This window comes from Acinetobacter sp. ANC 3903 (assembly GCF_002135315.1).
Classification (GTDB): Bacteria; Pseudomonadota; Gammaproteobacteria; order Pseudomonadales; family Moraxellaceae; genus Acinetobacter.
Genome location: NZ_NEGA01000023.1, coordinates 13346 through 39964 on the forward strand (window position 1 = coordinate 13346; position 26619 = coordinate 39964).

The following is a 26619-nucleotide window of genomic DNA, read 5'->3' on the forward strand; positions in this document are numbered from 1 at the left end:
CTTATTTCTCTTAGAAAATCACTATAATTTTGTTTTTATACTAAAAATAGAGCTGCTCAGGACTTTCTGACGAAAGGCTACTTTTTGCACAATTTGTCACATTTTTATTGATCTACTTAAAATTATGCTTTTATAGGAAAGAATAATGCACTGCCTTTTTCTTTTCTGAGTGGCTTCCTTTAGAATACGCCCATCATTCTTCTCATTTAGATATTTCAATGATTCAGTTAGATCAACTTTCTATACGTCGCGGTGGACGTGTTTTATTTCAAAAAGCGTCTATGCAGCTACATCCAGGATGGAAAATTGGCCTAACCGGTGTCAATGGTGCAGGAAAATCAACCCTGTTTGCGGCATTGTTGGGTGGCATGGAATCGGATGGTGGTTCTTTGACCCGTCCTGCTGTTTGGACAGTGGCCCATATGGCGCAGGAAATTAAAGCCCTAGAGATGAAGGCTATCGATTTTGTCCTGTCAGGTGATGAAGAATATTGGGGCATCCAGCACAAACTGGAACATCCTGAAGACTTGGATAATGACGAACTTGCGCATTTATATGGCCGCTTTGACGAAATTAATGGCTACTCTGCCCCATCAAAAGCCTCACAATTGATGGCCGGTCTGGGTTTCTTTGAACATCAGTCTCAACTGGATGTTTCAAGTTTTTCTGGTGGCTGGCGCATGCGTTTAAATCTGGCCCGCACCCTGATGAGCCGTTCAGACTTGCTGTTACTGGATGAACCGACCAACCATTTAGATTTAGATGCCATTTTATGGCTGGAAGACTGGTTAAAAGCCTATGAAGGCACCCTGATTTTAATTTCACATGACCGTGATTTCCTTGATGCCGTTACCGATCATATATTACACATAGAAAATCAGGAACTTACTCTCTATACAGGGAATTATTCCACATTTGAACGTACCCGTAGTGAACGTCTGGCACAACAACAACAAGCTTATGAAAAGCAGCTTGAAACACGGGCACATTTACAGAAATATATCGACCGCTTTAAAGCACAAGCAACCAAAGCAAAACAGGCGCAAAGCCGGATTAAACAACTTGAACGTATGCAAGAGTTGTCTGCAGCGCATGTTGATACACCATTTACCTTCTCATTCCGTGAACCGACTAAAATGAGTTCGCCACTGCTTGAACTTGAACACGCAGATATTGGTTATGGTGACAAGCTGATTGTGACTAACGTCAATTTGCAAATCACACCCAGCAGCCGGATTGGTTTACTCGGGATGAATGGTGCAGGTAAATCAACCCTGATCAAATCTTTAGTGGGTGATCTCAAACTACTTAAAGGTACACGCAAAGATTCAGAATTACTCAATATTGGTTATTTTGCCCAGCATCAAATGGATGCCCTGGATGGTAGCGCAAGCCCAATGTTGCAATTGTCACGCATTGCGGACAAAAAAATCAGTGAAGCAACTTTACGCTCCTTCCTGGGCAGCTTTGGCTTTAGTGGCGAACGTATGGATACACCAAGTGAGGGCTTCTCTGGCGGGGAACGTGCCCGTTTAGCTTTGGCTTTAATTGTATGGTTACGCCCAAACGTGTTGATTCTGGATGAACCGACTAACCATTTAGATCTGGATATGCGTCATGCCCTGACTATGGCCTTACAAGACTTTGAAGGTGCTGTGGTACTGGTATCGCATGAGCGTCAATTGATTGCCAGCGTCTGTGATGAATTATTGTTGGTACACAATGGTCAATGCCGTGAATTTGATGGTGATCTGGTTGCCTATGCAGACTGGTTGCGTCAGGCCCGTATCGAGATGATGAAAAACGGGCAAAAACCTGCTGCACCGGTGCAATCACAAGTTGAAGTTAAACCGACGATTTCAAAACTCGATAAAGAAGCTCAGCGTAAGGAAACTGCGCGCCGCCGTGAACTTAGCCGTCCAATTCGTAAAAATATTGAAAAACTGGAAGCTCAGATTGCAAAATTACAGCCAAGTTTGGCTGAAATTGAAGTATTACTGGCTGATACGGCAATTTATGACGCAAGTCGTAAAGATGATTTACTCAAGCTGATGAATAAGCAGACTGAGTTAAAAAATCAGCTGGAAACTGCGGAAGAACAAATGTTAGAGCTAATGATGGAACTGGAAAGCCTGGAGCAATCCTTTGAAGAAAGCTAAGCCCTAAACCTGCTTTTCAGCATTCAGAGACCAGTGATGAGCATCACTGGTCTCTTTTTTTACTGAAATATTCAAGTTCTAGCCTCCGTGCAATATCCACAATTGTTGGGTGATCTCTGCCTTTCTCTCCTGAATATCTATTCCCTTAACATATCTGCTAGTGAATTACGCAAGCACCCTATAAGCTTATTTTTTAAACAGTTGAACTCCCTATTTCATACATTAATTTACAGCCCTGTCCCACATCATGTGGCTCTAATAAAAAGGCATTGTCATTTTCAGCAGCCTTATTGAGGGCTGCTTTAATGTTGAACTAGAGAGGAAAACCACATGCGTGCACTTAGCTATCATGGTACTCGGGATGTATGAGTTGAATCTTTTCCTGATCCGATGATTAAGGAAGCAGATGATGTCATTTTAAGGGTAACAGCCACCGCCATTGGTGGTTCAGATCTGCATCTTTATCATGGGAAAATTCCCGCCACTGAACAGGGCGACATTTTTGGCCACGAATTTATGGGAGTGGTGGAAGAAGTAGGTTCTGAAGTCACTTCGGTAAAAAAAGGAGATCGGGTCATTATTCCCTTTGTGATTGCATGCGGTCACTGCTTTTTCTGTGAACATCAACTCACTGCAGCCTGTGAAAATACCAACAGTGGACGTGGTGCCATCATCAACAAAAAACAGATTCCCCCAGGTGCAGCCCTGTTTGGTTATAGCCATCTGTATGGCGGGGTGCCGGGTGGCCAGGCTGAATACGTACGCGTGCCCAAAGGCAATGTCGGTCCCTTTACAGTGCCGGGACACTGCCAGATGAAAAGGTGTTGTTCCTGACCGATATCCTGCCGACAGCATGGCAGGCGGTCACCAATGCCCAGGTCGGCCGAGGTTCAATGGTTGCCATTTACGGTGCAGGTCCGGTAGGCCTGCTGTCCGCTGCCTGTGCACGCATGCTTGGTGCTGAACAGATCTTTATGGTCGATCATCATCCCTATCGCCTAAGCTTTGCCCATCAGACCTATGGTGCAATTCCGGTCAACTTCGATAAAGTCGATGCAGCTCAATTCATCATTTAGAATAGTGCAGGTCACCGCGGTGTGGATGCTGTCATTGATGCCGTAGGTTTTGAGGCCAAAGGCAGCGTGCTGGAAACTGTATTGACCAATCTGAAAATTGAAGGTTCTAGTGGCTTTGCGTTACGTCAGTGTATTTCGGCCGTCCGCCGTGGCGGTGTGGTCAGTGTGCCCGGGGTCTATGCCGGTCCAATTCACGGCTTCCTGTTAGGCGATGCCTTTGACAAGGGTGTGACCTTTAAAATGAGGCAAACCCATGTGCATAAGTTCTTGCCTCAGTTGCTCGAATTTATTGAAAATGGCGATCTTTCCCCTGAGGTGATTATTACCCACCGTATGAATCTATCAGATGCGGCTGAAGGCTATCGTATTTTTGATAAACATGAAGAGGACGGTCGCAAGATTATTCTGACCCCTTAGACAGAACTGAAGCAGGAAAAGCACCGTAGCAGGTGCTTTTTTGAAATCTAAATCAGTGAACGATAGACAATGCATGTCACTACACCTAGGAAGCAAGTAGATGCTGGTAACTTCGATATTCTTAGATTTTTAGCCATTTCTAGCCTATCTGACACATTCCAACCTTTATGAATCCGTATAGGGATTTCCTCCAGCTGATGAATAAGCAGACTGAACTGCAAGCCTTACAGATCAGATGCCAAGAATAATAAGACAAATATAATAATCTGAAAGTTCACTTGATTATTAAAATAATTGTGTAGTTTAGCTACACCAATAATTTGTCTGTGATTTTTGTGTTCCACGCCGATTGTTTATTAGAACTACACATATAAAATAAGTAATTAATTTTTATATATTTTTATTATAAAAATACTCAATATTGAGACGTCAAGTGTTCTGTCGTGACATTTAACTAAAGCACCTCTTTTAAATTTAAAACCGCGATTTAAATTCAAAATCGTATTTTAAATTTAAAAATACTTATCCACAAGCCGCAAACAGACTAATTTTTAAATTTAAAAAATATAATAATTTCTATAAAGAGGGATTTTGGATATTTATTTTATTGTTCACATAAAAATATGGATAACTTAAAAGTTATCCACACCATTGATCAAGCTTTGAACTGATTTAAAAAAATATTATTCACATATAATTTGATTATTTTTAATGATTTTATCTAACTTCATGAAAGATCAGGCTTTCAGGAATCTCAGTTCAATGATTTTCCATTCTGTATCATAGCGCCACAACTCCTGCAGGCGCTGCTTGTCCTGTTCAAGCCCAATCAGGACACGGCATTCTGTCTGATCTGGATTAAACTCATACTCCTCAAACTCCACTTCTGGCCGGTGCGGTCTCCATACACCATTCTGTACGGCATGAGCAATCCGGTCATAACGCACATAGCTGGTTTCTACGCGGCCATCCTGCTCATAGACCACCTTAAAATCATCATGCTCATAATGACGCAGCACCTCATAGTTACCGTTGTAGAATGCATCAGTCCATATATTACGGACTTCTTCAAGCTGGTTATCCATGGATAAACCTCTTTATTGTTGTAAGCTGGCCTTGATCAGGGAGAGAATGAAGTCTAAAAATAGTACCCGGCATAAGGCCTGAGTTCACCGATCAGGTCCTGTTTATATTGACAAGTTAACATGACATTAGCATAAAATTTTCGTAAAAAAAGCACCCCGAAAGGTGCTTTTTTAAATGTATTGTGTATCAATTATGCATCGATATCTGCGTTCAGTGCGTTCTCTTCAATGAAGGCACGACGTGGTTCCACATCATCACCCATCAAGCAAGAGAACATTCGGTCTGCTTCAATTGCATCATCAATAGTCACTTGCAGCATGTTACGGTTTTCAGGATCCATAGTGGTTTCCCACAGCTGTTCCGCATTCATCTCACCCAGACCTTTATAGCGCTGGATCATCATGCCGCGACGTGAGTCGGATAAAATATGCTGCCAAACCTGATGGAAAGTAGTGACATTAATTTTGCGATCACCTTTCTGCAAATAAGCGCCTTCTTCAAGCAAGGTAAACCAGCTCTTCGAGTTTTGTAGTAAACGCTTATATTCACCTGAAGCCAGCAAGCCTGAATCAAGTAAATACTGATGCGGCAAGTTATGCACGTAAACTGTTACACGTGGCCAGAAATGAGCCACTTTAGAACCATCAGCATGTTCTTTTTCAAATACTTCTAAAGTGATTTCAGGACGTAAACTTGGTTGATATGTTTCAATTGCAGCACGTAACTGTTCAGACCATTGTTTCACATAATCTTCATCATGATTTTGATCAAGTTTGAATGCCTCCAATCCCAGTAAACCATCAAGTAAACTTGCAGGATAGCGTACAGTTAAACGAGTCAAACTTTTCTGTGAAACTTGGTAATCTTCAATGACTTTTGCCAGTGCTTGACCTGTAATTGCAGGAGATTCAGCACTTATATGCAAGGATAAATCATCAATCGCATTTGAAATCAGGAAAGTTTCCAAAGCATCATTATCTTTAAGATACTGCTCTTGCTTGCCTTTTTTCAGTTTATATAACGGTGGCTGTGCAATATAGATATAACCACGTTCTACCAGTTCAGGCATTTGACGGAAGAAGAAAGTCAATAGTAGCGTACGAATGTGCGAACCATCGACGTCGGCATCGGTCATGATAATGATTTTGTGATAACGCAATTTATCCGGATTGTACTCTTCACGACCAATACCACAGCCCAGTGCAGTAATCAGCGTGCCAACTTCTTGCGAAGAAATCATTTTGTCAAAACGTGCACGTTCCACATTCAGGATTTTACCTTTCAATGGCAGAATCGCCTGCATTTTACGGTTACGGCCCTGTTTTGCAGAACCGCCCGCAGAGTCACCTTCGACCAGATAAAGTTCAGATAATGCAGGATCTTTTTCCTGGCAATCCGCCAATTTACCTGGCAAACCAGCAATATCCAAGGCACTCTTACGACGGGTCATTTCACGTGCTTTACGTGCAGCATCACGCGCACGTGCAGCATCGATAATTTTTCCGGCAATCGATTTGGCTGCTTGCGGATTTTCCAACAAATATTCAGAGAATGATTTGTTCATGGCCTGCTCAACTGCAGGTTTGACTTCGCTTGAAACCAGTTTTTCCTTGGTTTGTGAAGAGAATTTAGGATCAGGCACTTTAACTGAAACAATCGCGGTTAAACCTTCACGTGCATCATCACCCGAAACTGCAACTTTCTCTTTTTTGAGCAAGTTTTCATTTTCCATATAACTGTTTAAGCCACGGGTTAAGGCTGCACGGAAGCCTGCCAAGTGAGTACCACCATCTTTTTGTGGAATGTTGTTGGTAAAACAACGTACATTTTCTTGGTAGGTATCATTCCATTGCAAGGCAACTTCAACCCCAATACCGTTTTCCGATTGTGTGGTGAAGTGGAAAATTTCATTCAGGTGGGTTTTACCCTGATTGATATATTTGACAAATTCAGACAAACCACCTTCATAATCAAATACATGTTCCGCATTGATACGTTCATCACGTAGCACAATACGAACACCCGCATTCAAGAAAGAAAGTTCACGTAAACGACGTGCCAAAATATCGACATTGAAAATGGTTTGGCTAAAAGTTTCGGCACTTGGATAGAAACGAACCGTGGTACCGGTTTCTTCAGTATCACCAATCGCGCGTAATGGATAGACTGGATCGCCATGACAATACTCTTGCTCGTACACTTTACCGGCACGACGAATATTGAGTAATAATTTACTTGATAAAGCATTTACAACTGAAACGCCCACCCCGTGCAAACCACCGGAAACTTTATAGCTGTTATCGTCAAACTTACCGCCGGCATGCAGAATGGTTAAAATCACTTCTGCAGCAGATACGCCTTCTTCAGGGTGAATATCGGTCGGAATACCACGACCATTATCGGATACGCTGACCGACTCATCTTCATGGATGGTTACCAAGATTTCATCACAGTGCCCCGCCAAAGCTTCATCGATGGCATTATCCACCACCTCGAACACCATGTGGTGTAAGCCTGAGCCATCGTCCGTATCACCAATATACATACCCGGACGCTTACGCACAGCATCTAGGCCACGTAATACCTTGATACTAGAGGAATCATAAGCTTTTTCATTGGTTGGTTCTGTTTGAGAAGCAGCTTGATCTTCTGAACTCATGGTTTCTCCCTAGTGAAATATAGGTCTATCCAAAGATGGGTAAAATTTAAAAATTAGTGCACAACAACTTGAACTTGACCATTTTCAACTTTGAATAATTGATATGAAATTGACAAATCATGTAAATGTTTTTTGACTGATTCATGCTCTAAAGTGGTAATAAAAACTTGACTACCCAGCTGACTCAATCGTTCAATTAATCGTCGTTGTGCAGTTGAATCTAATTCTGCTGTCAGATCATCTAATAATACCACAGTTTCCTTATTACAGGCATGCAGCATTGCAATCTGTGACAGTTTTAAGGCCATAATCAGCAGCTTTTTCTGACCGCGTGAAAGCACCACGTCTGCATCGCCCATGGCTGTTTTTAAACGCAAATCTGCACGATGTGGACCGTATTCGGTATAACGGCGATCCACATCTTTCTGATGATGCACAGTCAAGTCATGCAGCAAGCCAAGCTCGGTATGAAAACCGGGGCTATACTCCAGTTGAACATCCAGATTGGGCAACAAATGTTTTAAATCCTGCTCAAAATAGACTTTCCACTGTTCCACAATGCCACTACGCTGCGAATGCAGCATTTCGCCATATTCAGCCAGCATTTTGTTCCACGGTTCCAAATCTTGCAGACTGAGATGACGGCGGGATTTCAGCAAGCTGTTGCGTTGCTTTAACGCACGCGAATAATACTGCCAGGCATGATAGAACTCCGGTTCCACGTGGAACATCAACCAGTCAATCAGTTGCCGTCTGGGTTTGGCACCATAGTCGATAATATCGGTACTTTGTGGATCAATATGCTGCAAAGGTAATATTTTGGCCAGTTGCCCCTGGGTGGCAATATGATCACCATTGACCTTAATCAGCTGTTCACCAGATAGCAGCTTTTGCATGCCAATTTTTTCAGTCGCAGATTGCGCAAAAACAATCGCGTCGCTGGTTTCATTTTGAATATAGTTTTTCGGGATATGGGTTCGAAAAGAACGCCCGGTCGCCAGCAAATGAATCGCCTCTAGAATCGAAGTTTTACCTGAACCATTTTGCCCATAAAAGACATTAAACGGCTGCAACTCTTGGAGTGCAACCGTTTTTAAGTTTCGAACACGTTCTATATTTAAACGCGTGATAAACATAATTTGATCTTGTAAAAAATCTGCAAATTAAACACGCATCGGCATTACCACATAGGTTTGATCTTGTTGTGCCGGATCGTGTACCAATACAGATTGGTTGGCTTCAGTCATGGTCATATAGACATCATCACCATCCAAAGCACCTAATACATCTAACAAGTATTGGGCATTGAATGACATTTCCATCGGTGCATCCGCATATTGAATGGCCAGGTCTTCAATCGCCTCATCTTGCTCCGGGTTATTGGCGCGAAGTTGTAAACAATCAGCACCAAAATTCAGGAACACACCACGTAATTTTTCATTACTCAAAATCGCTACACGCTGCAATGACTGTTTAAACACATCATGCGCAATCAATACGTTTTTATCGCCACCACGTGGAATCACACGACGGTAATCCGGGAATTTTCCATCAATCAATTTGGTGGTGAAACGAACCGTGATATCGCCCTGCTCTTTATCGCGACTTGGCGTGCTAATGGTTACATTTAACAGTTCACGGCCAATCAGCAGAGACAATTGCTCATCTTCAATGCTGAGCAAACGCTGTAATTCTGCCACCGCTTTACGTGGCACAATTGCTTGGATCGGCTGAGTTGCAGTAGATTGTGCAACGGTTTCACACAGTGCCAGGCGGTGACCATCTGTAGTGACTGCACGAAGCTGATTCTGGTCAATTTCAAGCAAGGTACCGGTCAAATAGAAACGTACATCCTGCACCGCCATGGCAAATGCAGTCTTTTCAAACAAGCGTTTTAATTCACGTTGCGTTACCGTCACTTGCGTGCCTTGAGCATTTTCAGTGCTTAACAGCGGATAATCTTCAGCTGGTAAAGTGCCCAACACAAAACGGCTATTGCCCGATTTTAAAATACAGCGATCTTCAGTGATTTGCAGGTCAATCAATGCAGCAGCAGGCAATGATTTACAGATATCCATCAGTTTACGTGCAGGAACTGTAGTTTCACCAGCCTGCAAGCAAGCACCTTCAGCCAGCGTGGTACTCGCCACCAATTCCACTTCCAGATCGGAACCGGTAATGGTTAAAGATTCATTGCTCACTTGAATCTTGACGTTAGACAGAATGTTTAAAGTATGGCGACGTTCAACCGCTCCTACGACATGTGACAGAACATTAAGTAAGCTTTCTTTCGCGATTTTCAAACGCACGGTACATTCCTCTAACGACTGAAGATTAAAATAAATAAATGGGTTTTTAGCAGTGTACTATGCGGCAGAATATGCCGCATTGCAAGAATAGAATTTGATCAAATCGGATCAACTTTGCAACAGACGTTGCAGGTTTTTATAGTCTTCATTGAAGATCGGATCTTCCTCACGCAGACTGATGACTTTTTCACAGGCATGCATGACAGTACTGTGATCACGACCACCAAATGCCATGCCAATTTCCGGGAAACTGTCACCAGTCAATTCACGTGCCAAGCCCATGGCCAGCTGACGTGGACGCGCATAAATACGGGTACGTTTTGGACCCACAATTTCTTTTAAAGGGATACGGAAATATTCACTGACCACACGCTGGATATTTTCAGTACTGATGGTACGGGCACGAATAGCCAACACGTCTTTTAACGATTCACGCACCACATCCAGATCAATCGGCGTACCTTTAAAGCGGGAAATCGCTACCACCTTGTTCAGTGCACCTTCCAGTTCACGAACATTGGCCACCACTTGCTGTGCAATAAACAAGGCACAGTTACGCGGTAATTCCACCCCACTGCTTTCGGCTTTTTTCAGCAAAATTTCAATTCGGGTTTCAATATCTGGTGGTTCCACCCCAACCGATAAGCCCCAGGAAAAACGTGAAACCAGACGCGCATCCAGTTCGGTGAGTTCTTTAGGATAACGGTCCGAAGTCAGAATAATCTGTTTCGATTCATCCAATAGCGCGTTAAAGGTATAAAAGAACTCCACCAGACTGGCCTCTTTACCCGCCAGCAAATGAATATCATCCACCAACAACAGATCAAGCGAGCGGCAATTCTTTTTAAACTCTTCCACCTTGCCTTGCTGTAAAGAGCTGACAAAATCCTGTACAAAACTCTCGGCGGTCATATACATCACCCGTGCATTGGGTTTGGCCTGCAACAAGGCATTGCCGACAGCTTGCATGAGGTGGGTTTTACCCAGACCGGTCGGTCCATATAAAAATAGAGGATTGTGCTGTGAAGCCCCCAACTGGGTTAAAACTTTACGGCAGGTTTCCGCGGCCATCTGGTTGGAACGGCCTTCAACAAACAGTGAAAAAGTAAATAAGGGATTGAGCAAACGTTTACGGCTATTTTTACTGCCGGTTTCATCTTTTTCTTTTTTCGGTTTGGAAACAGCTGCCGGAACTGATTGCAAGGCTGCTGTAGTAGTTGCTGGTTGTTCATTGGCAGATAAAATTGCCCCTGGACGAGAATCGACCAAAATCTCAACTTTACGTACCCGACCTTCAGACATCTGTTCAGCCAAAATGGTGATCAGTTCCAGATGGTGTTCCTGAATATAACGGGTCCAGTAAGGATTGGGGGCATACAGTCTTAAAGTGTCATTAAGCTCTTCGGCAACCAGGGGGCGAATCCACATGGTAAAGACATTTCCCGAAAGCTCTTGTCGCAAACGAGTTAGACAGTCTGTCCAAAGCATGTGAAACCCCTATTCATTCCATTGTTAATAACAAAAAACATTTGAGTCCGACCAAGCGGGTCGCCATTCTATCGAAGTTATCCACATCTGTCATGGCAAAATTCAGGAAATATCACTCAAAAAAGTAAATTTCCGATTAAATTTAAATTTAAATCATGGTGTGGATAAGTTTATCCGCAAGCTGTGGATAAAATATATCATAAAGTTATCCACAATTTAATAAAATCATAAAAACATAGATATCCACAATTTAAATTTATGTTTATAAAAAATAAAATATGCTTTTCCACAGAAAAAACCCACCCTAATAATAATAAATTTAAATTTATAAATTTGAATTTATTTATAAGGACACGACTTTATGGGGATAACTTGCAAAAGTTTTAAATTTAAATTCAAAACCAGCAGCATTCATTTTTATCAATAGTAAGTTGTGGATAATATTGTGAATATTTCTGTTTATAACTTATGTTACTTTATTAATCAATAATTTACACTGTGTATAAAATAGATACAACTTTAAATTATTTCAAAATTGCATTTAGAAGATGAATCTTTAAAAAACATGCTTATTTTGAAAGAAAGTTTATTTTTGATTGACAGCTCACTGAATGAACACTAAAATCGCGAACCTTCATAGAAAGATCATTTTTGGAGTTTCAATATGAAACGTACATTTCAACCATCAGAATTAAAGCGTAAGCGTGTTCATGGTTTCCGTGCTCGTATGGCTACTAAAGCTGGTCGTCAAGTATTAGCTCGCCGTCGTGCAAAAGGTCGTCATAGCTTAACTGTTTAATCTGTTAAAGCTATTACGATTTTGGGTGTTATGACATTTTATGGCTTCAGCACAGATGTACGCATACGCTGTGCTGCCGATTATAAAAGTGTGTTTGATGGTGCGCTTTTTAAAGTGCATCAACCCCATTTCTTATTTCTTGCTAAAAATTCCGAACAGCCTAAAAGCCGTTTGGGTATTGTTGTTGCCAAGAAAAAAGTGCGTCGCGCACATGAAAGAAATAGAGTAAAGCGTCTTGCTCGTGAAAGTTTTCGCCTGCATCAGCAGCAATTAGATTTATTAGATATTGTGGTCATGCCTAAAATGGGTATTGAAGCAATCCCTAATGAGGAATTGCAGCAGCAATTACAATTTGCTTGGCAGAAATTGCAACGCCTTGCCAAAAAGCATAAAAAGATAGCTCCCTCCCCACAAAAGTAGAGAAGGCCAATGGTACGTTTACTGCATTGGTTGATTCGATTCTATCAGATCGCGATTAGTCCTTTATTGGGACCCCGCTGTCGTTATATTCCAACATGTTCTCAATATTCTTTGGAAGCAGTCCATAGCTATGGTGCTGTGCGTGGTGCGTGGTTAGCGACTCAGCGTATTTGTCGTTGTCATCCTTGGGGGGGCTCGGGTTATGATCCGGTTCCGCCAAAGGCAATTCGTTTTATTTCATTTCAGCAAATAGATTCTCAAACGCTTCACGTTGTTGTACCCTTTCGTGATCGTTTATTGAACCGAAATCACTCTAACTACTTGGGATAATAGATATGCAACAATGGGCCAGGTTTGCAATTCTAGGGGCCATGTTTGTCGTCGCATATTTGCTTATTTTGGCTTGGCAAAAAGATTATGGTCATGCAGAAACTAAACCGCAGCAAGAAACTGCCGCTGTTTCACATGAAGTATCTGCAGATTTGCCTAATGGTCAAACCGCTACTACAGCGTCTGACATGCCTCAAGCGAATATTGCTACTCAGCAAACTACAACAGATGCCGCCGCACCTGTAAGTCAACAGCTTATTTCAGTACAAACTGACCTTTATCATCTTTGGATTAATCCTAAAGGTGGTGACATTGTTCGTATTGAATTATTGAACCATGATAAAGATAAAGACAGTAATGCTCCGTTTGTGATGCTGGAAAGCGATGCAAAACGTACTTATGTTGCTCAGTCTGGACTGATTGGTTTAAATGGACCGGACAGTAACCGTAATGGTCGTCCGGTGTATGAGATTGAAAAAGCGTCTTATACCCTGGCAGATGCCAAAGCAGAAAAAACCAAAGATGGTCAAGCGGTTAAAGTTTTATCAGTACCGATGGTCTATAAAACTGCCGATGGTGTAGAGATCATTAAAACATTTACCTTTAAACAAGGTGAATATCCGATTATTGTGAACCACAAAGTGGTAAACCGTAGTGGCCAGAACTGGCAAGGTCAGATGTTTGGTCAAATCAAACGTGATAACTCGGATGATCCAGGTAAATCTTCTCAAGGTATTTTCACCCTCGGTACATTCCTGGGCGGAGCTTGGGGTACGCCAGATGAACATTATAACAAGCTGAAATTTACCAACTTCAATGAAGAAAAATTGAATGTTGAAGCCAAAGGTGGCTGGGTGGCTGTGGTTCAGCATTATTTTGTCAGTGCCTGGATTCCGGGTGATCTGAAACTGACTCAAGCCAATGGTCAGCCTTATAGTGCCAAACTGGAATCTCGCCAATCTGCCGATAAAATGAATATTATTGGTTTCACTTCACCGACCATGAATGTACCTGCCGGTACCACGGCGGAAGTGGATGCCACATTCTATTCAGGTCCTAAAGTACAGTCTGAATTGAAAGACCTGGCTGTAGGCTTGAATCAAACTGTGGATTATGGCTGGTTGTGGCCAATTGCCAAATTATTGTTCTTAGGTTTGCAGTTCTTCCATAACATTGTCGGTAACTGGGGCTGGTCAATTATCTTGTTGACTGTGTTGGTGAAAATGATTCTTTGGCCATTATCGGCTAAGAGCTACCGCTCTATGGCGAAAATGCGTGTGATTGCACCCGAAATGCAACGCATGAAAGAAGAATTTGGTGAAGACCGCATGCGTTTCTCACAAGAAATGATGGCGCTGTATAAGCGTGAACAGGTCAATCCACTTTCAGGTTGCTTGCCACTGCTGTTACAAATGCCAATTTTCTTGGCCTTGTACTGGGTATTGATGGAATCGGTAGAGCTTCGTCATGCGCCATGGTTAGGCTGGATTCAAGATTTATCTGCAATGGATCCGTGGTTTATCCTGCCATTACTGATGGGTTTAACCATGTTTGTTCAGCAGTCTTTAAATCCGCAGCCAGCTGATCCGATGCAGGCGAAAGTGTTCAAAATCATGCCGATTATGTTCACTGTATTTATGTTGTTCTTCCCTGCGGGCTTGGTAATGTACTGGATTGTCAACAACAGTATTACCATCTTGCAGCAAAGCCTGATCAACAAAGGCGTGGCAAAAGAAAGAGAAAAACGCGACGTTGTTTAAGTAATGACTGATTGTGAATAGCTGAATAAATCCGCTTAAGATGGTAATCTTAGGCGGATTTTTATTTGGCTGTGATTTGGGATTTTTTAGGTGAATTTTATGCAAAACCTTACTACGATTGCTGCGATTGCAACTCCACCTGGGCGTGGTGGCGTGGGGGTAATTCGTCTGTCTGGTCCAAAATCTTATGCCATTGCTGCAGCATTAACCCAGAAAGCCCTGCCTAAAGCCCGTTATGCCGGTTTTCGCCAGTTTTATGATGCGGCCGGTGAAGTGATGGATGAGGGTCTGGCCATTTGCTTCCCCAACCCTAACTCGTTTACCGGTGAAGATGTGGTGGAGTTGCAAGGTCACGGTGGCCCGGTGATTCAAAATGCTTTACTCGGCCGCTTGCTGGAACTGGGTGCAATTGCTGCCAAAGCCGGTGAATTTTCCATGCGTGCCTTTGAAAATGGCAAGCTGGATCTGGTACAGGCAGAAGCGATTGCCGATCTGATTGATGCCACTTCACAGGCAGCAGCTCGTTCTGCGGTACGCTCTTTACAGGGTGCATTCTCGACCCGAGTGAATACGGTTTTAGAAAAATTGATCCACCTGCGTTTACACGTGGAAGCTGCGATTGATTTCCCCGAAGAAGAAATCGACTTTTTGGCCGATGGCAAGATTCTGGCCTTGCTGGAAGATGTGCAGAGTTCTGTGGCTGCCGTACAAACCTCGGCACGCCAAGGCCAGTTATTGCGTGAAGGCTTACAGGTGGTGATTGCGGGTAAACCCAATGCCGGTAAATCTTCCTTGCTGAATACTCTGGCCGGAAATGAGCGTGCCATTGTGACCGATATTGCCGGTACCACCCGCGATGTGCTGCATGAAAAAATCACTTTAAATGGCTTGCCGATTACCCTGACCGATACTGCCGGGCTGCGCGAAACCGGCGATGTGGTGGAAAAAGAAGGGATTCGCCGTGCGATTAAAGAAATTGAACAGGCCGATTTGTTGCTGTTGGTCTATGACCTAAGCCAGGGTGATGATCCGCTGCAACTGGCACAAAACTATTTTGCCGAACATCTGGAACCACGTCGCTTAATGTTGATTGCCAATAAATGTGATTTAACCGGTGCAGCGGCTGAAATTGGCGATTATCAAGGTTTCCGTCATATTACTGTCTCTGCCAAGCAGGAAACTGGGGTTCAATCGCTCATAGAAGCGATTACAGCGCATGCGGGCTTCCAGCCGGAAGAAGATACCTTTATTGCGCGTACCCGCCATTTAGACGCAATGAAACGCACTCAGGCATATTTGGCTGAGGCAAAAGAGCAACTGGTGGTTTACCATGCCGGGGAGTTGGTCGCAGAGTCACTGCGACTTGCCCAGAATGCCTTGGGTGAAATTACTGGTGACTTTAGTGCTGATGATTTATTGGGAAAAATCTTTGGATCGTTTTGTATCGGAAAGTAATCTCAATTTAAGCCATTATTCCAATAAGTTCCAATAGATTACTATGTAAATTAAAAAGCATTAAGTTTTAATAATTTAATGCTTTTTTAATGTCTTTACCTCATCCCTGTAGAGAGTAGAACCGCTCCTCAACTAAATATAGGAGATTTAATTGATGGAGTTGAAGTTATATCAATATCCCAGCAGCAATATCCTGATCTTATGGATTTGGCTTGGCTTACTCAACGCTTGCTATGGTTCAGAGAAACACTTTCGCAAAACTAGAATTATTCAATGTAGGTAACTCTGGTAAGAAACTGTATGGTCCGAATATTGTGATTCCATTCTTACTGATAAATAGGTGTCCACGCAAACATCAAATCATCTGGCGTATGTAGATAACATCCATGCTTATTGCTGAATGCATGAATGTCGTTTAGGTATTCACTAAGCCAATCCACATTCGTATCAGTAGTACGAATCAAATCGTTCAACCCCGCCAAGTTGGTTATCTAGACGGGATCTTATGTGCCAAGCATGTTTGGCAAGGGATAAATTACCCAGATTTTGTATTGCACGCCTTTCAGCCTTCAACACAAGCGAATATGTCAGACTCATAATCAAATACATGAATACAGAATAATTTTCTAAAAAACTGGATTAAATTAATACTCTACGGTAATCACAAATGTATTTTCGCCCTCTAAATGAGTTTGAAAATTAAAAGTGTGTTTGCGACAATATTCTTTCAATTCTAAAATAGCGCCCTTATTGATAGCATCTAAAGGCTCTTTTAAACGAACCGGATTATTCTCTCGCTTAGCAATGGCTTCGTGGAGTTTAGTAAATAATTCTTCATATGTTATGGGGTTGGGATAGGTCATTTTGGTCACCATTGATTACCAAAAATACAATTATAACCTGAATACAAAATCCCAAATGTAGAGAATAATTTTATACTTTCAGACCCTCCTATTTTATTTCAAGCAATCACCACACACCTTGATTTCTTCATTATCCCTTGTGTAATCATTTTTAGTGGCACGATGAAAACCAAATAAGCAGATTAAAAATCGGAGCATCACTTTGCTCCTAGCAAAAAAAATGCCCTAACATGGATGTATGGGCAAAACTAAGGACCTCGAAAGGCCATTCAGAAACTACAGCTGTTTCTGTTGACCATTTTGTATACTAATAAACTAATTTTCAGTGGAAAAATATATCAAAAGTTAAAAAATATTATTAATTAAATCATTGTATTAAATAAAGATTATTAAAAATAATTAAATATTAAAAAAAGCCCACTTAACTTGGGGATTGAGTTAAGCGGGCTTGAGTTTGATAACCATTTTATTATTTTTATTAACGCTGCGTTCTCTTTAGTGTGATTAAAAAATTATCACTTCGAAGCAAATTACAAAGTATATAAAATATGCAGAAATCGTTTTTTCTTGTTTGTTTTGGGTTATTTTTTAATTTTTTGATAGACAACGATCATCATTTTTAAAATAGATTTTAGCTTTCCATGAATTAAAAAAATTTAGCTGTTTGCTCAAAAGCATGCCTCTGAAAAATCAAAGACCTCACAAAATTGTGAGGCCTGTCAGTCAATTAAACAGTATCATTTTGTGTCTTGTTATGTTGCTCAATGTCTCTAAAATCATTAGATTTTGGGTTTTTCTGCTTACATGTAGCCTTCTTAAAACAATAACCGGCTATCGCACATGTACCAATCACCTTTAACAATTTCATCTTTTTCATCTTCCACCTCCATCAATCAGAAATGCAAGCATGTATAACTAGCACTTCTATCCATTACACTCTAAGCCTATTTGGATAGCTTTTTGTATGGCAGGTAAATTTATGTGTATGAAATAAAAAAGCCCTCAACTGAGGACTTTTTTATGCTGCGTGCTCAAGTTTTTTATGCCAAAGCAATAAGCTTAAACAGAGTAAGCCTACACCGATACAAAAGCCCAAAACACCGCTCACCAAGCCAAAATGATCGGACAGATAGCCTGCCGCAATAATCGGGATAATGGTGCCGAGATAACCAATAAACAAATAGGTAGAGATTACTGCAGCACGGTTGTTGCTATTGGTCATCTGATGCACCAGACCAAAGGCTCCCAGCAGTCCCAACCCGTGACCGATGCCAAGCAGAATATCACTGATAAAGAATAGCTGACTCCAGTGCTGGGTCATACATAAACCGAGTAATAGATAACTCATCATTAAGGTGATTAAACCGTAATTCAAACATTTGCCCGAGGGAAGAGATTTGGCAAAGAACTGCACCAGGGCTGAAACCAGCAAAATACTGGCAATGGTTGAACCACTGACCAAAGGACCATGCCAGGGAATGGCTTCTTTCACAAAGGAAGGTGCAAGTGAGGCAAACAGGCTGAATGAAGCAAATGCAGCAAATGCGGTAAACCCGGCAATATAAAACAGCGATTTATACTGCGGTTGGGGCAACTCTAGATGAGGTGCCATAGAAAATGGTTGTGATTCAAAGCTCGGGGTTTTAATCGCATACAGACCGCCTAAACAGATAATGGCTCCCAATATCACCGGAAGATAAGGCGTTAGCACGGGATGTGCGGAAAATTGCGCAATCACCCCGCCAATAAACGGTCCCAATCCAAACCCGATGACGGTAATCACTGAACTCAACTGAGGTGCACTGTTTTTGTAAGGTTCAGGAATGGTATAAATCAGTCCCAGCATGGCTGAGGTACTAATCAGACCGGAGGCAATGCCAATAATAAAACGGCCGACAGCCAGCCATACCGTATTTGCAGCAATGCTGGACAGGCCCAAACCGAGAATAATAAAACCCATCCCAATTTGCAGGCTACGTAAAAAACCGATGCTATTACTGAGACGGCCCAGAAATAACAGTGTGGCCAGACAGCCAAACATGTAAGCGACAAAAATATAGGTGATCTGGCTAGGCATTAACCCCCAGAGAGCCTGGTAAATGGGATATAACGGACTAGCCAGTGCAGTTCCGATTGTTCCCATAATCAGTGCCAGGCTGACCATGATAAAAGGTCGCCATGATTGAGAATGTGTCATTTAGAGGGTCGCAAAAATACGCGAAGTTTAAAACTAAATTTCACGTATTGAGAAAGTAGAAGGTATATATCAGGAGTTTAATTGCGATTTACTTGGAAGGTCAATTTACAAGATGTAAAGATTTAGCCGTAACGCTTTAATAATTTTAAAAATTCATCCAGTTCCTGTTGATTGATGTCGGCCTGTTCCCCAATCACGTGATGACGCAAATGGGATTCGATTAATTCATTCATTAAACCATTGACCGCACCTTTAATGGCTGCCACCTGTTGTAAAACACTGATACAGGAATTGTCCGGCTGTTGCAAAGCCTGCTCTACGGCATGAATTTGTCCTTGTAAGCGTTTGACACGATTAAGAATTTTCTTGTCTTGATGTAAATGGCCCAACACAACACTCCAAAAATAAATATACTATGGGGGAGTATATTTAAACACTAAGATTAAGACGATGCAAAAAGCCCCATTCACCAGAACACATGCCCATCAGTTTGATGAGGGAAATCCACTGGCACAAAAACGCATTTTGCTGGCGACCATTCTAACGGCAGCGATGATGCTAGTAGAAGTGATTGGGGGCTGGATTTACAACTCTATGGCCTTGCTGGCCGATGGCTGGCACATGAGTTCACATATGCTGGCGCTGGGACTGGCTTATTTTGCTTACCGTTCCGCACGTCGTTACGCGCAGGATCATCGTTTTAGTTTTGGCACCTGGAAAATTGAAATTTTGGCAGGCTATAGCAGCGCCATCTTGTTGATGGTGGTGGCGCTGTTTATGGCCTTTCAATCCATAGAACGACTGCTTAATCCGATTAATATTCTTTATAATCAAGCTATTCCGATTGCAATTTTGGGCCTGGTGATTAATTTAATCTGCGCGTGGTTACTGCATGATGATCACCATCACCATCACCATCACCATCACCATCACCATCACCATCACCATCACCACGATCATGAAAATGAGCATACTCATACCGAGCATGACCTAAACCAGAAAGCCGCTTTTATGCATGTGGTTGCCGATGCGGTGACTTCAGTTTTTGCCATTATTGCCCTGTTTGCTGCCAAGTATTTGAATTGGACTTTTCTGGATGCCGCACTGGGCATCATTGGATCCATTCTGGTGGGGAAATGGGCTTGGGGCCTCATTCAAGAAACCGGAAAAACCTTACTGGATGCAGAAATGGATCATCCTGTGGTGCAGGAAATTCGTGAGGTCATTGAGGAATTTTCCAGTGTAGAAATTACCGACCTGCATGTCTGGAAAGTGGGCAAAGGTAAATTTTCCTGCATTTTGGCTTTAGCCACCAATAGCAGCCTAAATGCCGATCAGGTACGGGAAGCATTATCTATACATGAGGAAATTGTGCATATCTCGGTAGAAATTAATCCGCTATAAATCATGTCAATGTTCCACGTGAAACCTTGATGAGCAAATCTGTGGGTTTTCAGTAAGGCGAGCTAAAATTTTAAGCATTGCAGGCTGATTTTTGAGTAGAATCAGCCTGCAAAATTTTGAAGTAATGAGCAAAAAATATGATTAAAAAAACATTGGCATTTGCCCTGGTCAGTTTTATTTCAACTTTAACACTGGCAAATGTTGATACGGTGAAAAGTAACCTGAGTAAACAGCATCCAAAACTGAAAATTGAAAATATTCAAACCACCGAAATGAAAGGAATTTATAGCGGTTCAATGGATGGTCAGGTGGTGTATTTGAACGAAGATGCACAACATATTCTGGTGGGTTCAATGTTTCGTTTAACTGACCAGAAAAATCTGACCAAAGATTTAATGCTGAAACAAAACAGCATCGACTGGAAAAAACTGCCTTTGCAGGATGCAGTCAAAACCGTGCGAGGTAATGGAAAACGCCAGATCGCGATCTTTTCTGACCCAAATTGCCCTTATTGCAAAAAACTTGAGACTGAACTAAGCAAGTTAAATGATGTCACCATCTATACTTTTATTTATCCAATCAAAACCCAATCGGTGTCCGTTTCCAAACAGGTGTTCTGTGAAAAAGATCCTGCCTTGGCTTGGTCAAATTTGATTGCGAAAGGTATTCAGCCAGCCAGTAAACAAACTTGTGCCAATCCTGTGGATCGTAATTTGGCTTTAGGAAAATCTCTGGGTTTAAATGGCACACCTGCCATTATTTTCTCGAATGGATTTAAAGTGATGGGTGCCTACCCTGCCCAAGAAATTGAACAAATCTGGAAAGAGCTAGGTTTGTAACTCTCTCGATTGCTCAATAGACCTATAAAAAAGCACCAGTTGAGGTGCTTTTTTTATGAGATTAAATCAATCATGAGATAGCGGTTAAACGCCTGATCTTTTGGTGATGAGGTTATAAATAAACAGAATAATAATGGCACCGATGACCGAGGCAATAAAGCCTGCTGCGGAGTTTTCACCATACAGTCCGAGTAAGCGTCCACCGTAGGTGGCCAGTAAGGAACCTGCAATACCCAATAAGGTGGTGACAATAAATCCTGATTTATCATTTCCGGGATGAATAGCGCGTGCGATTAAACCCGCAATAAAACCGACTACGATCGCAACTATAAGTGACCACATGAGGCTTCTCCTTTTGTTATCGTTTGTTTATTTTGTTTCAATTCGCTTTCATGTTCATAATTAATCATTTATAAAAAATACAACAGCTGAGTCCTGCTAAAAACTGTTGTTTTTTTGTTCCTTATCAAATTTTAAGGATAAAAAAAGTGGCCGAAGCCACTTAAGTATCTGATCCGAGTCTTATAGACCAATTTCACCAATAAAGGGAATATGGCGATATTTTTGGTCATAGTCCAAGCCATAACCGACAATAAATTTATCTTCGACTTCAAAGCCCAGAAATTTGACTTCAAGTTCAATTTCACGGCGTGAAGGTTTGCTAATTAAAGTACACAGCTCAATTGAGTTAGGGCTGCGTGTGCTTAAAATTTCCAGTACCTTGCTTAAGGTATTGCCTGAGTCAATAATATCTTCAACAATCAGCACGTCTTTACCGCGAATTTCGCCGTCGAGGTCTTTTAAAATTTTGACATCACGGCTTGAAACTGTACCGCCACCGTAACTGGATACCGTCATAAAATCGAGTTCGTGTGGTTTGCTAATTGCACGACATAAATCAGCCATAAAAATAACTGAACCACGAAGTAAACCAATCAGCACCAATTCTTTGTCACTATTGGCATAGTGAGCATCAATTTTTGCACCAAGCTCTTTGACTTTGGCTTGAATTTCTTCAGTTGAGATCATCACACTCATATGAACGGTCATGGGGAGATACCTAAAAGCAAATCAAAAAATAAAAAAGGTGTTGACCAGCAACACCTCTAAAGTTGTTTTAATTTTAATACATCTGTTTAAGAGATGCATCTTTTTTGCGTTTGTAAATCTAATCAGGCCTTGAGCTGTGCAGTATCGCGCTTGAGCAGGAAAGTACACACCGCCGCAATTCCAATCATCAAGATGATCTTTTTTCTGGATATTTTTTGGGGTTTAGGATTTGACATATACCGGCGTTCCGTAAATATAGGTTGCATGAATATTGCGGTCATCACCCATAGTCATCAGGGCAAATAAAGCATCTTCAATGCCTTTGGCGCGTTCCTGACGCAGTGCTTGCAGTGCTGTGGCTTTCAAGTCCAGCACAATAAAATCGGCTTCTTTACCCAAGTTAAAGTTACCCAGTTTATCGTCCAGATCTAAGGCCTTGGCTCCGCCTAAGGTTGCATGATACAAGGACTCAAATGCCGAGAGTTTATCGCCCTGAAGTTGCTGGACTTTATAGGCTTCATTTAAGGTTTGCAGCTGGTTAAATGAAGTTCCTGCACCAATATCCGTGCCCAAGCCGACTTTGACCTGTTTTTCCCAGGTTTTTTTCAAGGGAAATAAACCGCTGCCCAAGAACAGGTTGGAGGTTGGGCAAAAGGCGATTGCTGAGTGGGTGGCATGCATACAGTCCCATTCAGCCTCTTCCAAATGTACACAATGCGCGAATACCGAACGCTCTCCGGTCAGGCCATAGTGGTAATAAACATCCAGATAGCCTTTTTGTTCTGGAAATAACTCCTTGACCCAGGCAATTTCATTCTTGTTTTCACTTAAGTGAGTATGTACATAAACCTCAGGATATTCAGCTTTCAGCTGCCCTGCCCGAGCAAGTTGTTCCGGTGTAGATGTTGGTGCGAAACGTGGAGTAATGGCATACAGGTTACGGCCTTTGCCGTGCCATTTTTCAATCAGTGCCTTAGAGTCATGATAAGAACTTTCTGCTGTATCACACAGTTCATCAGGCGCATGGCGATCCATCATCACCTTGCCGGCAATTAAACGCATTTGCTGCTGTTCTGCGGCTTCAAATAATGCATCGACTGATTCAGTATGGACACTACAAAATACTAAAGCGGTGGTGGTGCCATTTTTAAATAATTGCTGAACAAAAAATTGCGCGATTTTATCGGCATAAGCTTTGTCTTTAAACTGCAATTCTGTAGGGAAAGTATAGCTATTCAGCCATTCCAGTAGCTGTTCCCCATAAGCACCGACCATCTCGGTTTGCGGGAAATGAATATGGGTATCGATGAATCCCGGCACAATCAGCTTGTCTGGATAATGCTCAAATGGCGTATCGGTGCTGAGCAGATCTTTTCCCTCTTCCCATGTTCCAAACCAGCTGATTTTTCCCGCATTCAGGAGGATTAAACCATCTTCAATATAACGTATGGCTGGAGCAATGTCGGAGGCTTGGGAAACGGTGTGCTGAATATCAAGAAAGCGGCCACGAACGGCGCGTTGTGCTTGAAGGGAAGACATGGAATAACCTTTAATTTCTCGTTTTTTCGATTGATTGTACCTGAAATTTTTATTTAAACCGTAACCGCTTGGTTTTAACACCTTCTCTCTTTTATAAATTAAGCAGGGTTTTGAAGAGGATTTCGAAGTTTGTAACAGCAAGAAAATATGGCAATAGAACCGATAAAAAAGCCTTCCATCATCAACGATGAAAGGCTGAATCTTTTATTTGAAAATTACAGTTACTCTTGCTGCTTGTTATATCGAATCGATAACCAGGTGGTAATTGCCAGTACAATCACAATAAAGCCAAGTGAAATCCAGATTGGCATATGGAACACGTCCAGCATCAACATTTTAAAACCAATGAACAGCAGGATAATCCCGAGACCATAGGGTAAATAATGCATTTTAGAAGCCGCGCCTGCCAGTAAGAAGAACATGGCACGCAAGCCTAAAATAGCCATTAAGTTTGCGGTCAACACAATAAAGGGATCACTGGTCACTGCAAAAATAGCTGGAATAGAATCCACCGCGAAAATTACATCGGATGCTTCAACTAAAATCAACACCAGAAATAATGGCGTTGCCCATAACACGCCGTTTTGACGCACAAAGAACTTATGCCCATCTAGCTGAGGGGTAATACGGATATGTTTGCGTAACCACTTGAGTAAGGCCATATCTTCAATATTCGGGTTTTCTTCATGACCTTTAAGAAATTTAAAACCGGTATAAACCAGGAAGGCACCGAAGATATAAAGCACCCAAGAGAATTCCTGAACGAACCATGCACCGATAAAAATAAAGATGGTACGTAAAACAATGGCACCGAGTACACCGTAAAGCAGCACTTTACGTTGTAATGCCGGAGGGATGGCGAAGGCAGCAAAAATCATCAGCCAGACAAATACGTTATCAATCGCCAGTGATTTCTCTAACAGATAACCGGCAAAATATTCCATGGTCTTTTGATTGGCTAAAGCAACACCCGCCGTTTGCTGTAAATAAAGCCATAAACCGCCTGCGAACAGCATGGACACACTGACCCAGGCAATGCTCCAATAGGCTGCTGACCTAATTTTAACGGGCTGGTCTTCTTTGTGTTTAAAGCCAATGAAGTCGATAATGAGCATGACTGCCACCATCGCAAAAAAAGCCAGATACAATCCCGGGGTACCGATGGATTCCATAACAAAACTCCACACCCGGCAACTGGCCATAAAAAAACCTTGACCTGTTGCCAGATGAATTAAACATCTATGTCAACATGATCAAGGTCTTGCCTACATCTGAAAATCCACAGTTTGTAAATTCAGATGCTCAGATACCGACTTTTTGCAAAGTGTAATGACGATATTCTGACACCACCGCATTTTAAAACTTCAAAATGCTATGGCTTGGAGGAGGCTACTCCCCTTGTTCTACTCAAATTTGTTTTGGATCAACTCCAAATATGCGGGAAGAATCGCATATTTATATGGATAGTGCAAATTTTATCTATTCCATTTACATTTTAATGAAGTCTTTACCTTGCACTAAAATGAATGCCAACACTGTACCTAAGGCAGCAATCAAGCCCCCCACGATTCCAATCTGACTTAAGCCATAATGTGCCGTGACTATTCCCCCCAACAATGCCCCACCGCCAATACCGACATTATACAGGCCGGAGTAAATCGCCATGGCGACATCGGTTGCATCCGAAGCCAGATTCAGGGTTTTGGCTTGTAGCGCCAAGCTGAAGCAAATGATACTCATGCCCCAAAATAAGCTGAGTGTACTCAGGCTGATAAAACCTTGCGCAAGGGGCAGTAATAACAACATTGAAAAAGCTAACAAAGAGCAGCTTAAGGGAATCATCAGTTTGGGATATTGATTGCCAAACTTCCCAAACAGATAAGAACCAATAAAACCGGCAGCGCCATAAATCAGCAATAAACTGGTGGTCTGTGCCGAGCTAAACTGGGCAATATTCAGCGCAAAGGGTTCAATATAACTGTATGCGGTAAATTGGGCAGTAATGATGATCACCGTTAAAGCAAACACCATCATCAGGCTTGGACGCTTAAATAGCATGCCCAGACTTTTCAGTGAGCCGGAATTGACACTGGGCAGTTTGGGTAAGGTTTTTGCCAGTGTTAGACAGACGATTGCCGCACCAATCGCAATTAAAGCAAAAGTATTGCGCCAGCCATAGGCCTCACCAATCATGCGGCCAAACGGGATGCCTAAAACCATGGCCAATGCCGTCCCGGTTGCCAGCAAACCCAATGCCTGAAATTCTTTACCTTTAGGCGCGACACGAACCGCTAAGGATGCGGTAATAGACCAGAACAGCGCATGGGAAAATGCAATGCCAACCCGGCTGGCCAACAGCACGTTAAAATTCCATGCGAAATACGATACGCCATGACTGGCAATAAACACGATAAATAAGCTGATCAGTAAAAAACGCCGTTCAATATTGCGGGTGATCAACATGATCGGCAGTGAAATGGGTGCGACTACCCAGGCATACAGGGTAATCATGATGCCGACATCGGTGGCCGGCATATTGAAACTATGGCCAATATCACTCAGCAAGGCCACAGGGATAAATTCAGTGGTATTAAAAATAAAGGCTGCAAAAGCTAAAGTAATGACACAAATCCATTGCCGGGTGGGATTGGCTGAAATTTCAGAAGATGGAGATGACATAGTGAAATAATGTAAGAATTTGCGTTGAAGTTTAGGTGGAAATATTACACTTGTTAAGTTTAGCACTCGTTAAAAAAGAAATCCTACGCG

20 protein-coding genes and 2 pseudogenes are annotated in these 26619 nt (G+C 42.1%); 9 read left to right on the forward strand and 13 right to left on the reverse strand.

What is annotated here, in order from left to right; translation table 11 throughout:
* Positions 1 to 218 precede the first annotated feature (218 nt).
* Both B9T29_RS15110 and B9T29_RS15115 read left to right on the forward strand, forming a co-directional pair.
* Complete coding sequence (locus tag B9T29_RS15110) at positions 219 to 2159, forward strand: ATP-binding cassette domain-containing protein (protein WP_086176709.1); 1941 nt, start codon at positions 219 to 221, stop codon at positions 2157 to 2159.
* 390 nt (positions 2160 to 2549) lie between these two features.
* A pseudogene (locus B9T29_RS15115) lies at positions 2550 to 3652 on the forward strand (zinc-dependent alcohol dehydrogenase).
* A gap of 737 nt (positions 3653 to 4389) precedes the next feature.
* Here B9T29_RS15115 and B9T29_RS15120 read toward each other — a convergent pair.
* From B9T29_RS15120 to dnaA, 5 genes are all read right to left on the reverse strand, one after another.
* Positions 4390 to 4737, reverse strand: a complete 348-nt coding sequence (locus B9T29_RS15120; protein ID WP_086176710.1) for a hypothetical protein — start codon at positions 4735 to 4737, stop codon at positions 4390 to 4392.
* A 191-nt stretch (positions 4738 to 4928) separates the two neighbouring features.
* Complete coding sequence (gene gyrB / locus B9T29_RS15125) at positions 4929 to 7397, reverse strand: DNA topoisomerase (ATP-hydrolyzing) subunit B (protein ID WP_086176711.1); 2469 nt, start codon at positions 7395 to 7397, stop codon at positions 4929 to 4931.
* Between the two features lie 53 nt (positions 7398 to 7450).
* Positions 7451 to 8533, reverse strand: a complete 1083-nt coding sequence (recF, locus tag B9T29_RS15130) for a DNA replication/repair protein RecF (protein WP_086176712.1) — start codon at positions 8531 to 8533, stop codon at positions 7451 to 7453.
* A 27-nt stretch (positions 8534 to 8560) separates the two neighbouring features.
* Positions 8561 to 9706, reverse strand: a complete 1146-nt coding sequence (gene dnaN / locus B9T29_RS15135; RefSeq protein ID WP_086176713.1) for a DNA polymerase III subunit beta — start codon at positions 9704 to 9706, stop codon at positions 8561 to 8563.
* Positions 9707 to 9814: 108 nt separating this feature from the next.
* Positions 9815 to 11194, reverse strand: coding sequence for a chromosomal replication initiator protein DnaA (dnaA, locus tag B9T29_RS15140; RefSeq protein WP_086176714.1), 1380 nt, complete (start codon positions 11192 to 11194; stop codon positions 9815 to 9817).
* Positions 11195 to 11858: 664 nt separating this feature from the next.
* On the opposite strand from dnaA, the gene rpmH reads away from it, so the two are divergent.
* From rpmH to mnmE, 5 genes are all read left to right on the forward strand, one after another.
* Entirely contained in the window at positions 11859 to 11993 is a 135-nt protein-coding gene (rpmH, locus tag B9T29_RS15145; RefSeq protein WP_000831329.1) for a 50S ribosomal protein L34, read from the forward strand.
* A 30-nt stretch (positions 11994 to 12023) separates the two neighbouring features.
* Positions 12024 to 12413 (forward strand): ribonuclease P protein component, encoded by a 390-nt coding sequence (gene rnpA / locus B9T29_RS15150; RefSeq protein ID WP_086176715.1) that lies wholly within the window; start codon positions 12024 to 12026, stop codon positions 12411 to 12413.
* Between the two features lie 9 nt (positions 12414 to 12422).
* Complete coding sequence (yidD, locus tag B9T29_RS15155) at positions 12423 to 12743, forward strand: membrane protein insertion efficiency factor YidD (RefSeq protein WP_086176716.1); 321 nt, start codon at positions 12423 to 12425, stop codon at positions 12741 to 12743.
* A gap of 5 nt (positions 12744 to 12748) precedes the next feature.
* Complete coding sequence (gene yidC, locus B9T29_RS15160) at positions 12749 to 14503, forward strand: membrane protein insertase YidC (protein ID WP_086176717.1); 1755 nt, start codon at positions 12749 to 12751, stop codon at positions 14501 to 14503.
* Between the two features lie 99 nt (positions 14504 to 14602).
* Positions 14603 to 15958, forward strand: a complete 1356-nt coding sequence (gene mnmE / locus B9T29_RS15165; protein WP_086176718.1) for a tRNA uridine-5-carboxymethylaminomethyl(34) synthesis GTPase MnmE — start codon at positions 14603 to 14605, stop codon at positions 15956 to 15958.
* Positions 15959 to 16602: 644 nt separating this feature from the next.
* Here mnmE and B9T29_RS15175 read toward each other — a convergent pair.
* The 3 genes from B9T29_RS15175 to B9T29_RS15185 form a co-directional block, all read right to left on the reverse strand.
* A complete protein-coding gene (locus tag B9T29_RS15175) occupies positions 16603 to 16821 on the reverse strand; it encodes a hypothetical protein (RefSeq protein ID WP_086176719.1) in 219 nt (72 codons plus the stop codon).
* Between the two features lie 1018 nt (positions 16822 to 17839).
* Positions 17840 to 18985: an MFS transporter gene (locus tag B9T29_RS15180; RefSeq protein WP_086176720.1), complete on the reverse strand. Its 1146-nt coding sequence runs from the start codon at positions 18983 to 18985 to the stop codon at positions 17840 to 17842.
* A 155-nt stretch (positions 18986 to 19140) separates the two neighbouring features.
* Positions 19141 to 19407, reverse strand: coding sequence for a metal/formaldehyde-sensitive transcriptional repressor (locus B9T29_RS15185; RefSeq protein ID WP_086176739.1), 267 nt, complete (start codon positions 19405 to 19407; stop codon positions 19141 to 19143).
* Positions 19408 to 19468: 61 nt separating this feature from the next.
* On the opposite strand from B9T29_RS15185, the pseudogene dmeF reads away from it, so the two are divergent.
* Together dmeF and B9T29_RS15195 are read left to right on the forward strand one after the other, a co-directional pair.
* Positions 19469 to 20478, forward strand: a pseudogene (dmeF, locus tag B9T29_RS15190) (CDF family Co(II)/Ni(II) efflux transporter DmeF).
* Positions 20479 to 20559: 81 nt separating this feature from the next.
* Complete coding sequence (locus tag B9T29_RS15195) at positions 20560 to 21261, forward strand: DsbC family protein (protein WP_086176721.1); 702 nt, start codon at positions 20560 to 20562, stop codon at positions 21259 to 21261.
* A gap of 84 nt (positions 21262 to 21345) precedes the next feature.
* Here B9T29_RS15195 and B9T29_RS15200 read toward each other — a convergent pair whose 3' ends face one another.
* The 5 genes from B9T29_RS15200 to B9T29_RS15220 form a co-directional block, all read right to left on the reverse strand.
* On the reverse strand, positions 21346 to 21603 hold the full coding sequence (locus B9T29_RS15200; RefSeq protein WP_086176722.1) for a GlsB/YeaQ/YmgE family stress response membrane protein: 258 nt from the start codon (positions 21601 to 21603) through the stop codon (positions 21346 to 21348).
* A 180-nt stretch (positions 21604 to 21783) separates the two neighbouring features.
* The gene (hpt, locus tag B9T29_RS15205) at positions 21784 to 22311 is read right to left on the reverse strand and encodes a hypoxanthine phosphoribosyltransferase (protein WP_086176723.1); all 528 of its coding nucleotides are present in this window, start codon (positions 22309 to 22311) and stop codon (positions 21784 to 21786) included.
* Positions 22312 to 22533: 222 nt separating this feature from the next.
* The gene (guaD, locus tag B9T29_RS15210; RefSeq protein ID WP_086176724.1) at positions 22534 to 23850 is read right to left on the reverse strand and encodes a guanine deaminase; all 1317 of its coding nucleotides are present in this window, start codon (positions 23848 to 23850) and stop codon (positions 22534 to 22536) included.
* Positions 23851 to 24071: 221 nt separating this feature from the next.
* Positions 24072 to 25022 (reverse strand): TerC family protein, encoded by a 951-nt coding sequence (locus tag B9T29_RS15215; protein ID WP_086176725.1) that lies wholly within the window; start codon positions 25020 to 25022, stop codon positions 24072 to 24074.
* 316 nt (positions 25023 to 25338) lie between these two features.
* Complete coding sequence (locus tag B9T29_RS15220) at positions 25339 to 26529, reverse strand: sugar transporter (RefSeq protein ID WP_086176726.1); 1191 nt, start codon at positions 26527 to 26529, stop codon at positions 25339 to 25341.
* Between the last annotated feature and the right edge of the window lie 90 nt (positions 26530 to 26619).

Bases quoted from the DNA above. Each gene is read 5' to 3' on its own strand.
- B9T29_RS15215 (WP_086176725.1), bottom strand. From the start codon at position 25,022: ATGGAATCCATCGGTACCCCGGGATTGTATCTGGCTTTTTTTGCGATG.
- B9T29_RS15180 (WP_086176720.1), bottom strand. From the start codon at position 18,985: ATGGTCAGCCTGGCACTGATTATGGGAACAATCGGAACTGCACTGGCT.
- B9T29_RS15175 (WP_086176719.1), bottom strand. From the start codon at position 16,821: ATGACCTATCCCAACCCCATAACATATGAAGAATTATTTACTAAACTC.
- hpt (WP_086176723.1), bottom strand. From the start codon at position 22,311: ATGACCGTTCATATGAGTGTGATGATCTCAACTGAAGAAATTCAAGCC.
- guaD (WP_086176724.1), bottom strand. From the start codon at position 23,850: ATGTCTTCCCTTCAAGCACAACGCGCCGTTCGTGGCCGCTTTCTTGAT.
- B9T29_RS15200 (WP_086176722.1), bottom strand. From the start codon at position 21,603: ATGTGGTCACTTATAGTTGCGATCGTAGTCGGTTTTATTGCGGGTTTA.
- dnaA (WP_086176714.1), bottom strand. From the start codon at position 11,194: ATGCTTTGGACAGACTGTCTAACTCGTTTGCGACAAGAGCTTTCGGGA.
- rpmH (WP_000831329.1), top strand. From the start codon at position 11,859: ATGAAACGTACATTTCAACCATCAGAATTAAAGCGTAAGCGTGTTCAT.
- B9T29_RS15110 (WP_086176709.1), top strand. From the start codon at position 219: ATGATTCAGTTAGATCAACTTTCTATACGTCGCGGTGGACGTGTTTTA.
- yidD (WP_086176716.1), top strand. From the start codon at position 12,423: ATGGTACGTTTACTGCATTGGTTGATTCGATTCTATCAGATCGCGATT.
- recF (WP_086176712.1), bottom strand. From the start codon at position 8,533: ATGTTTATCACGCGTTTAAATATAGAACGTGTTCGAAACTTAAAAACG.
- mnmE (WP_086176718.1), top strand. From the start codon at position 14,603: ATGCAAAACCTTACTACGATTGCTGCGATTGCAACTCCACCTGGGCGT.
- gyrB (WP_086176711.1), bottom strand. From the start codon at position 7,397: ATGAGTTCAGAAGATCAAGCTGCTTCTCAAACAGAACCAACCAATGAA.
- yidC (WP_086176717.1), top strand. From the start codon at position 12,749: ATGCAACAATGGGCCAGGTTTGCAATTCTAGGGGCCATGTTTGTCGTC.
- B9T29_RS15195 (WP_086176721.1), top strand. From the start codon at position 20,560: ATGATTAAAAAAACATTGGCATTTGCCCTGGTCAGTTTTATTTCAACT.
- B9T29_RS15220 (WP_086176726.1), bottom strand. From the start codon at position 26,529: ATGTCATCTCCATCTTCTGAAATTTCAGCCAATCCCACCCGGCAATGG.
- rnpA (WP_086176715.1), top strand. From the start codon at position 12,024: ATGACATTTTATGGCTTCAGCACAGATGTACGCATACGCTGTGCTGCC.
- B9T29_RS15120 (WP_086176710.1), bottom strand. From the start codon at position 4,737: ATGGATAACCAGCTTGAAGAAGTCCGTAATATATGGACTGATGCATTC.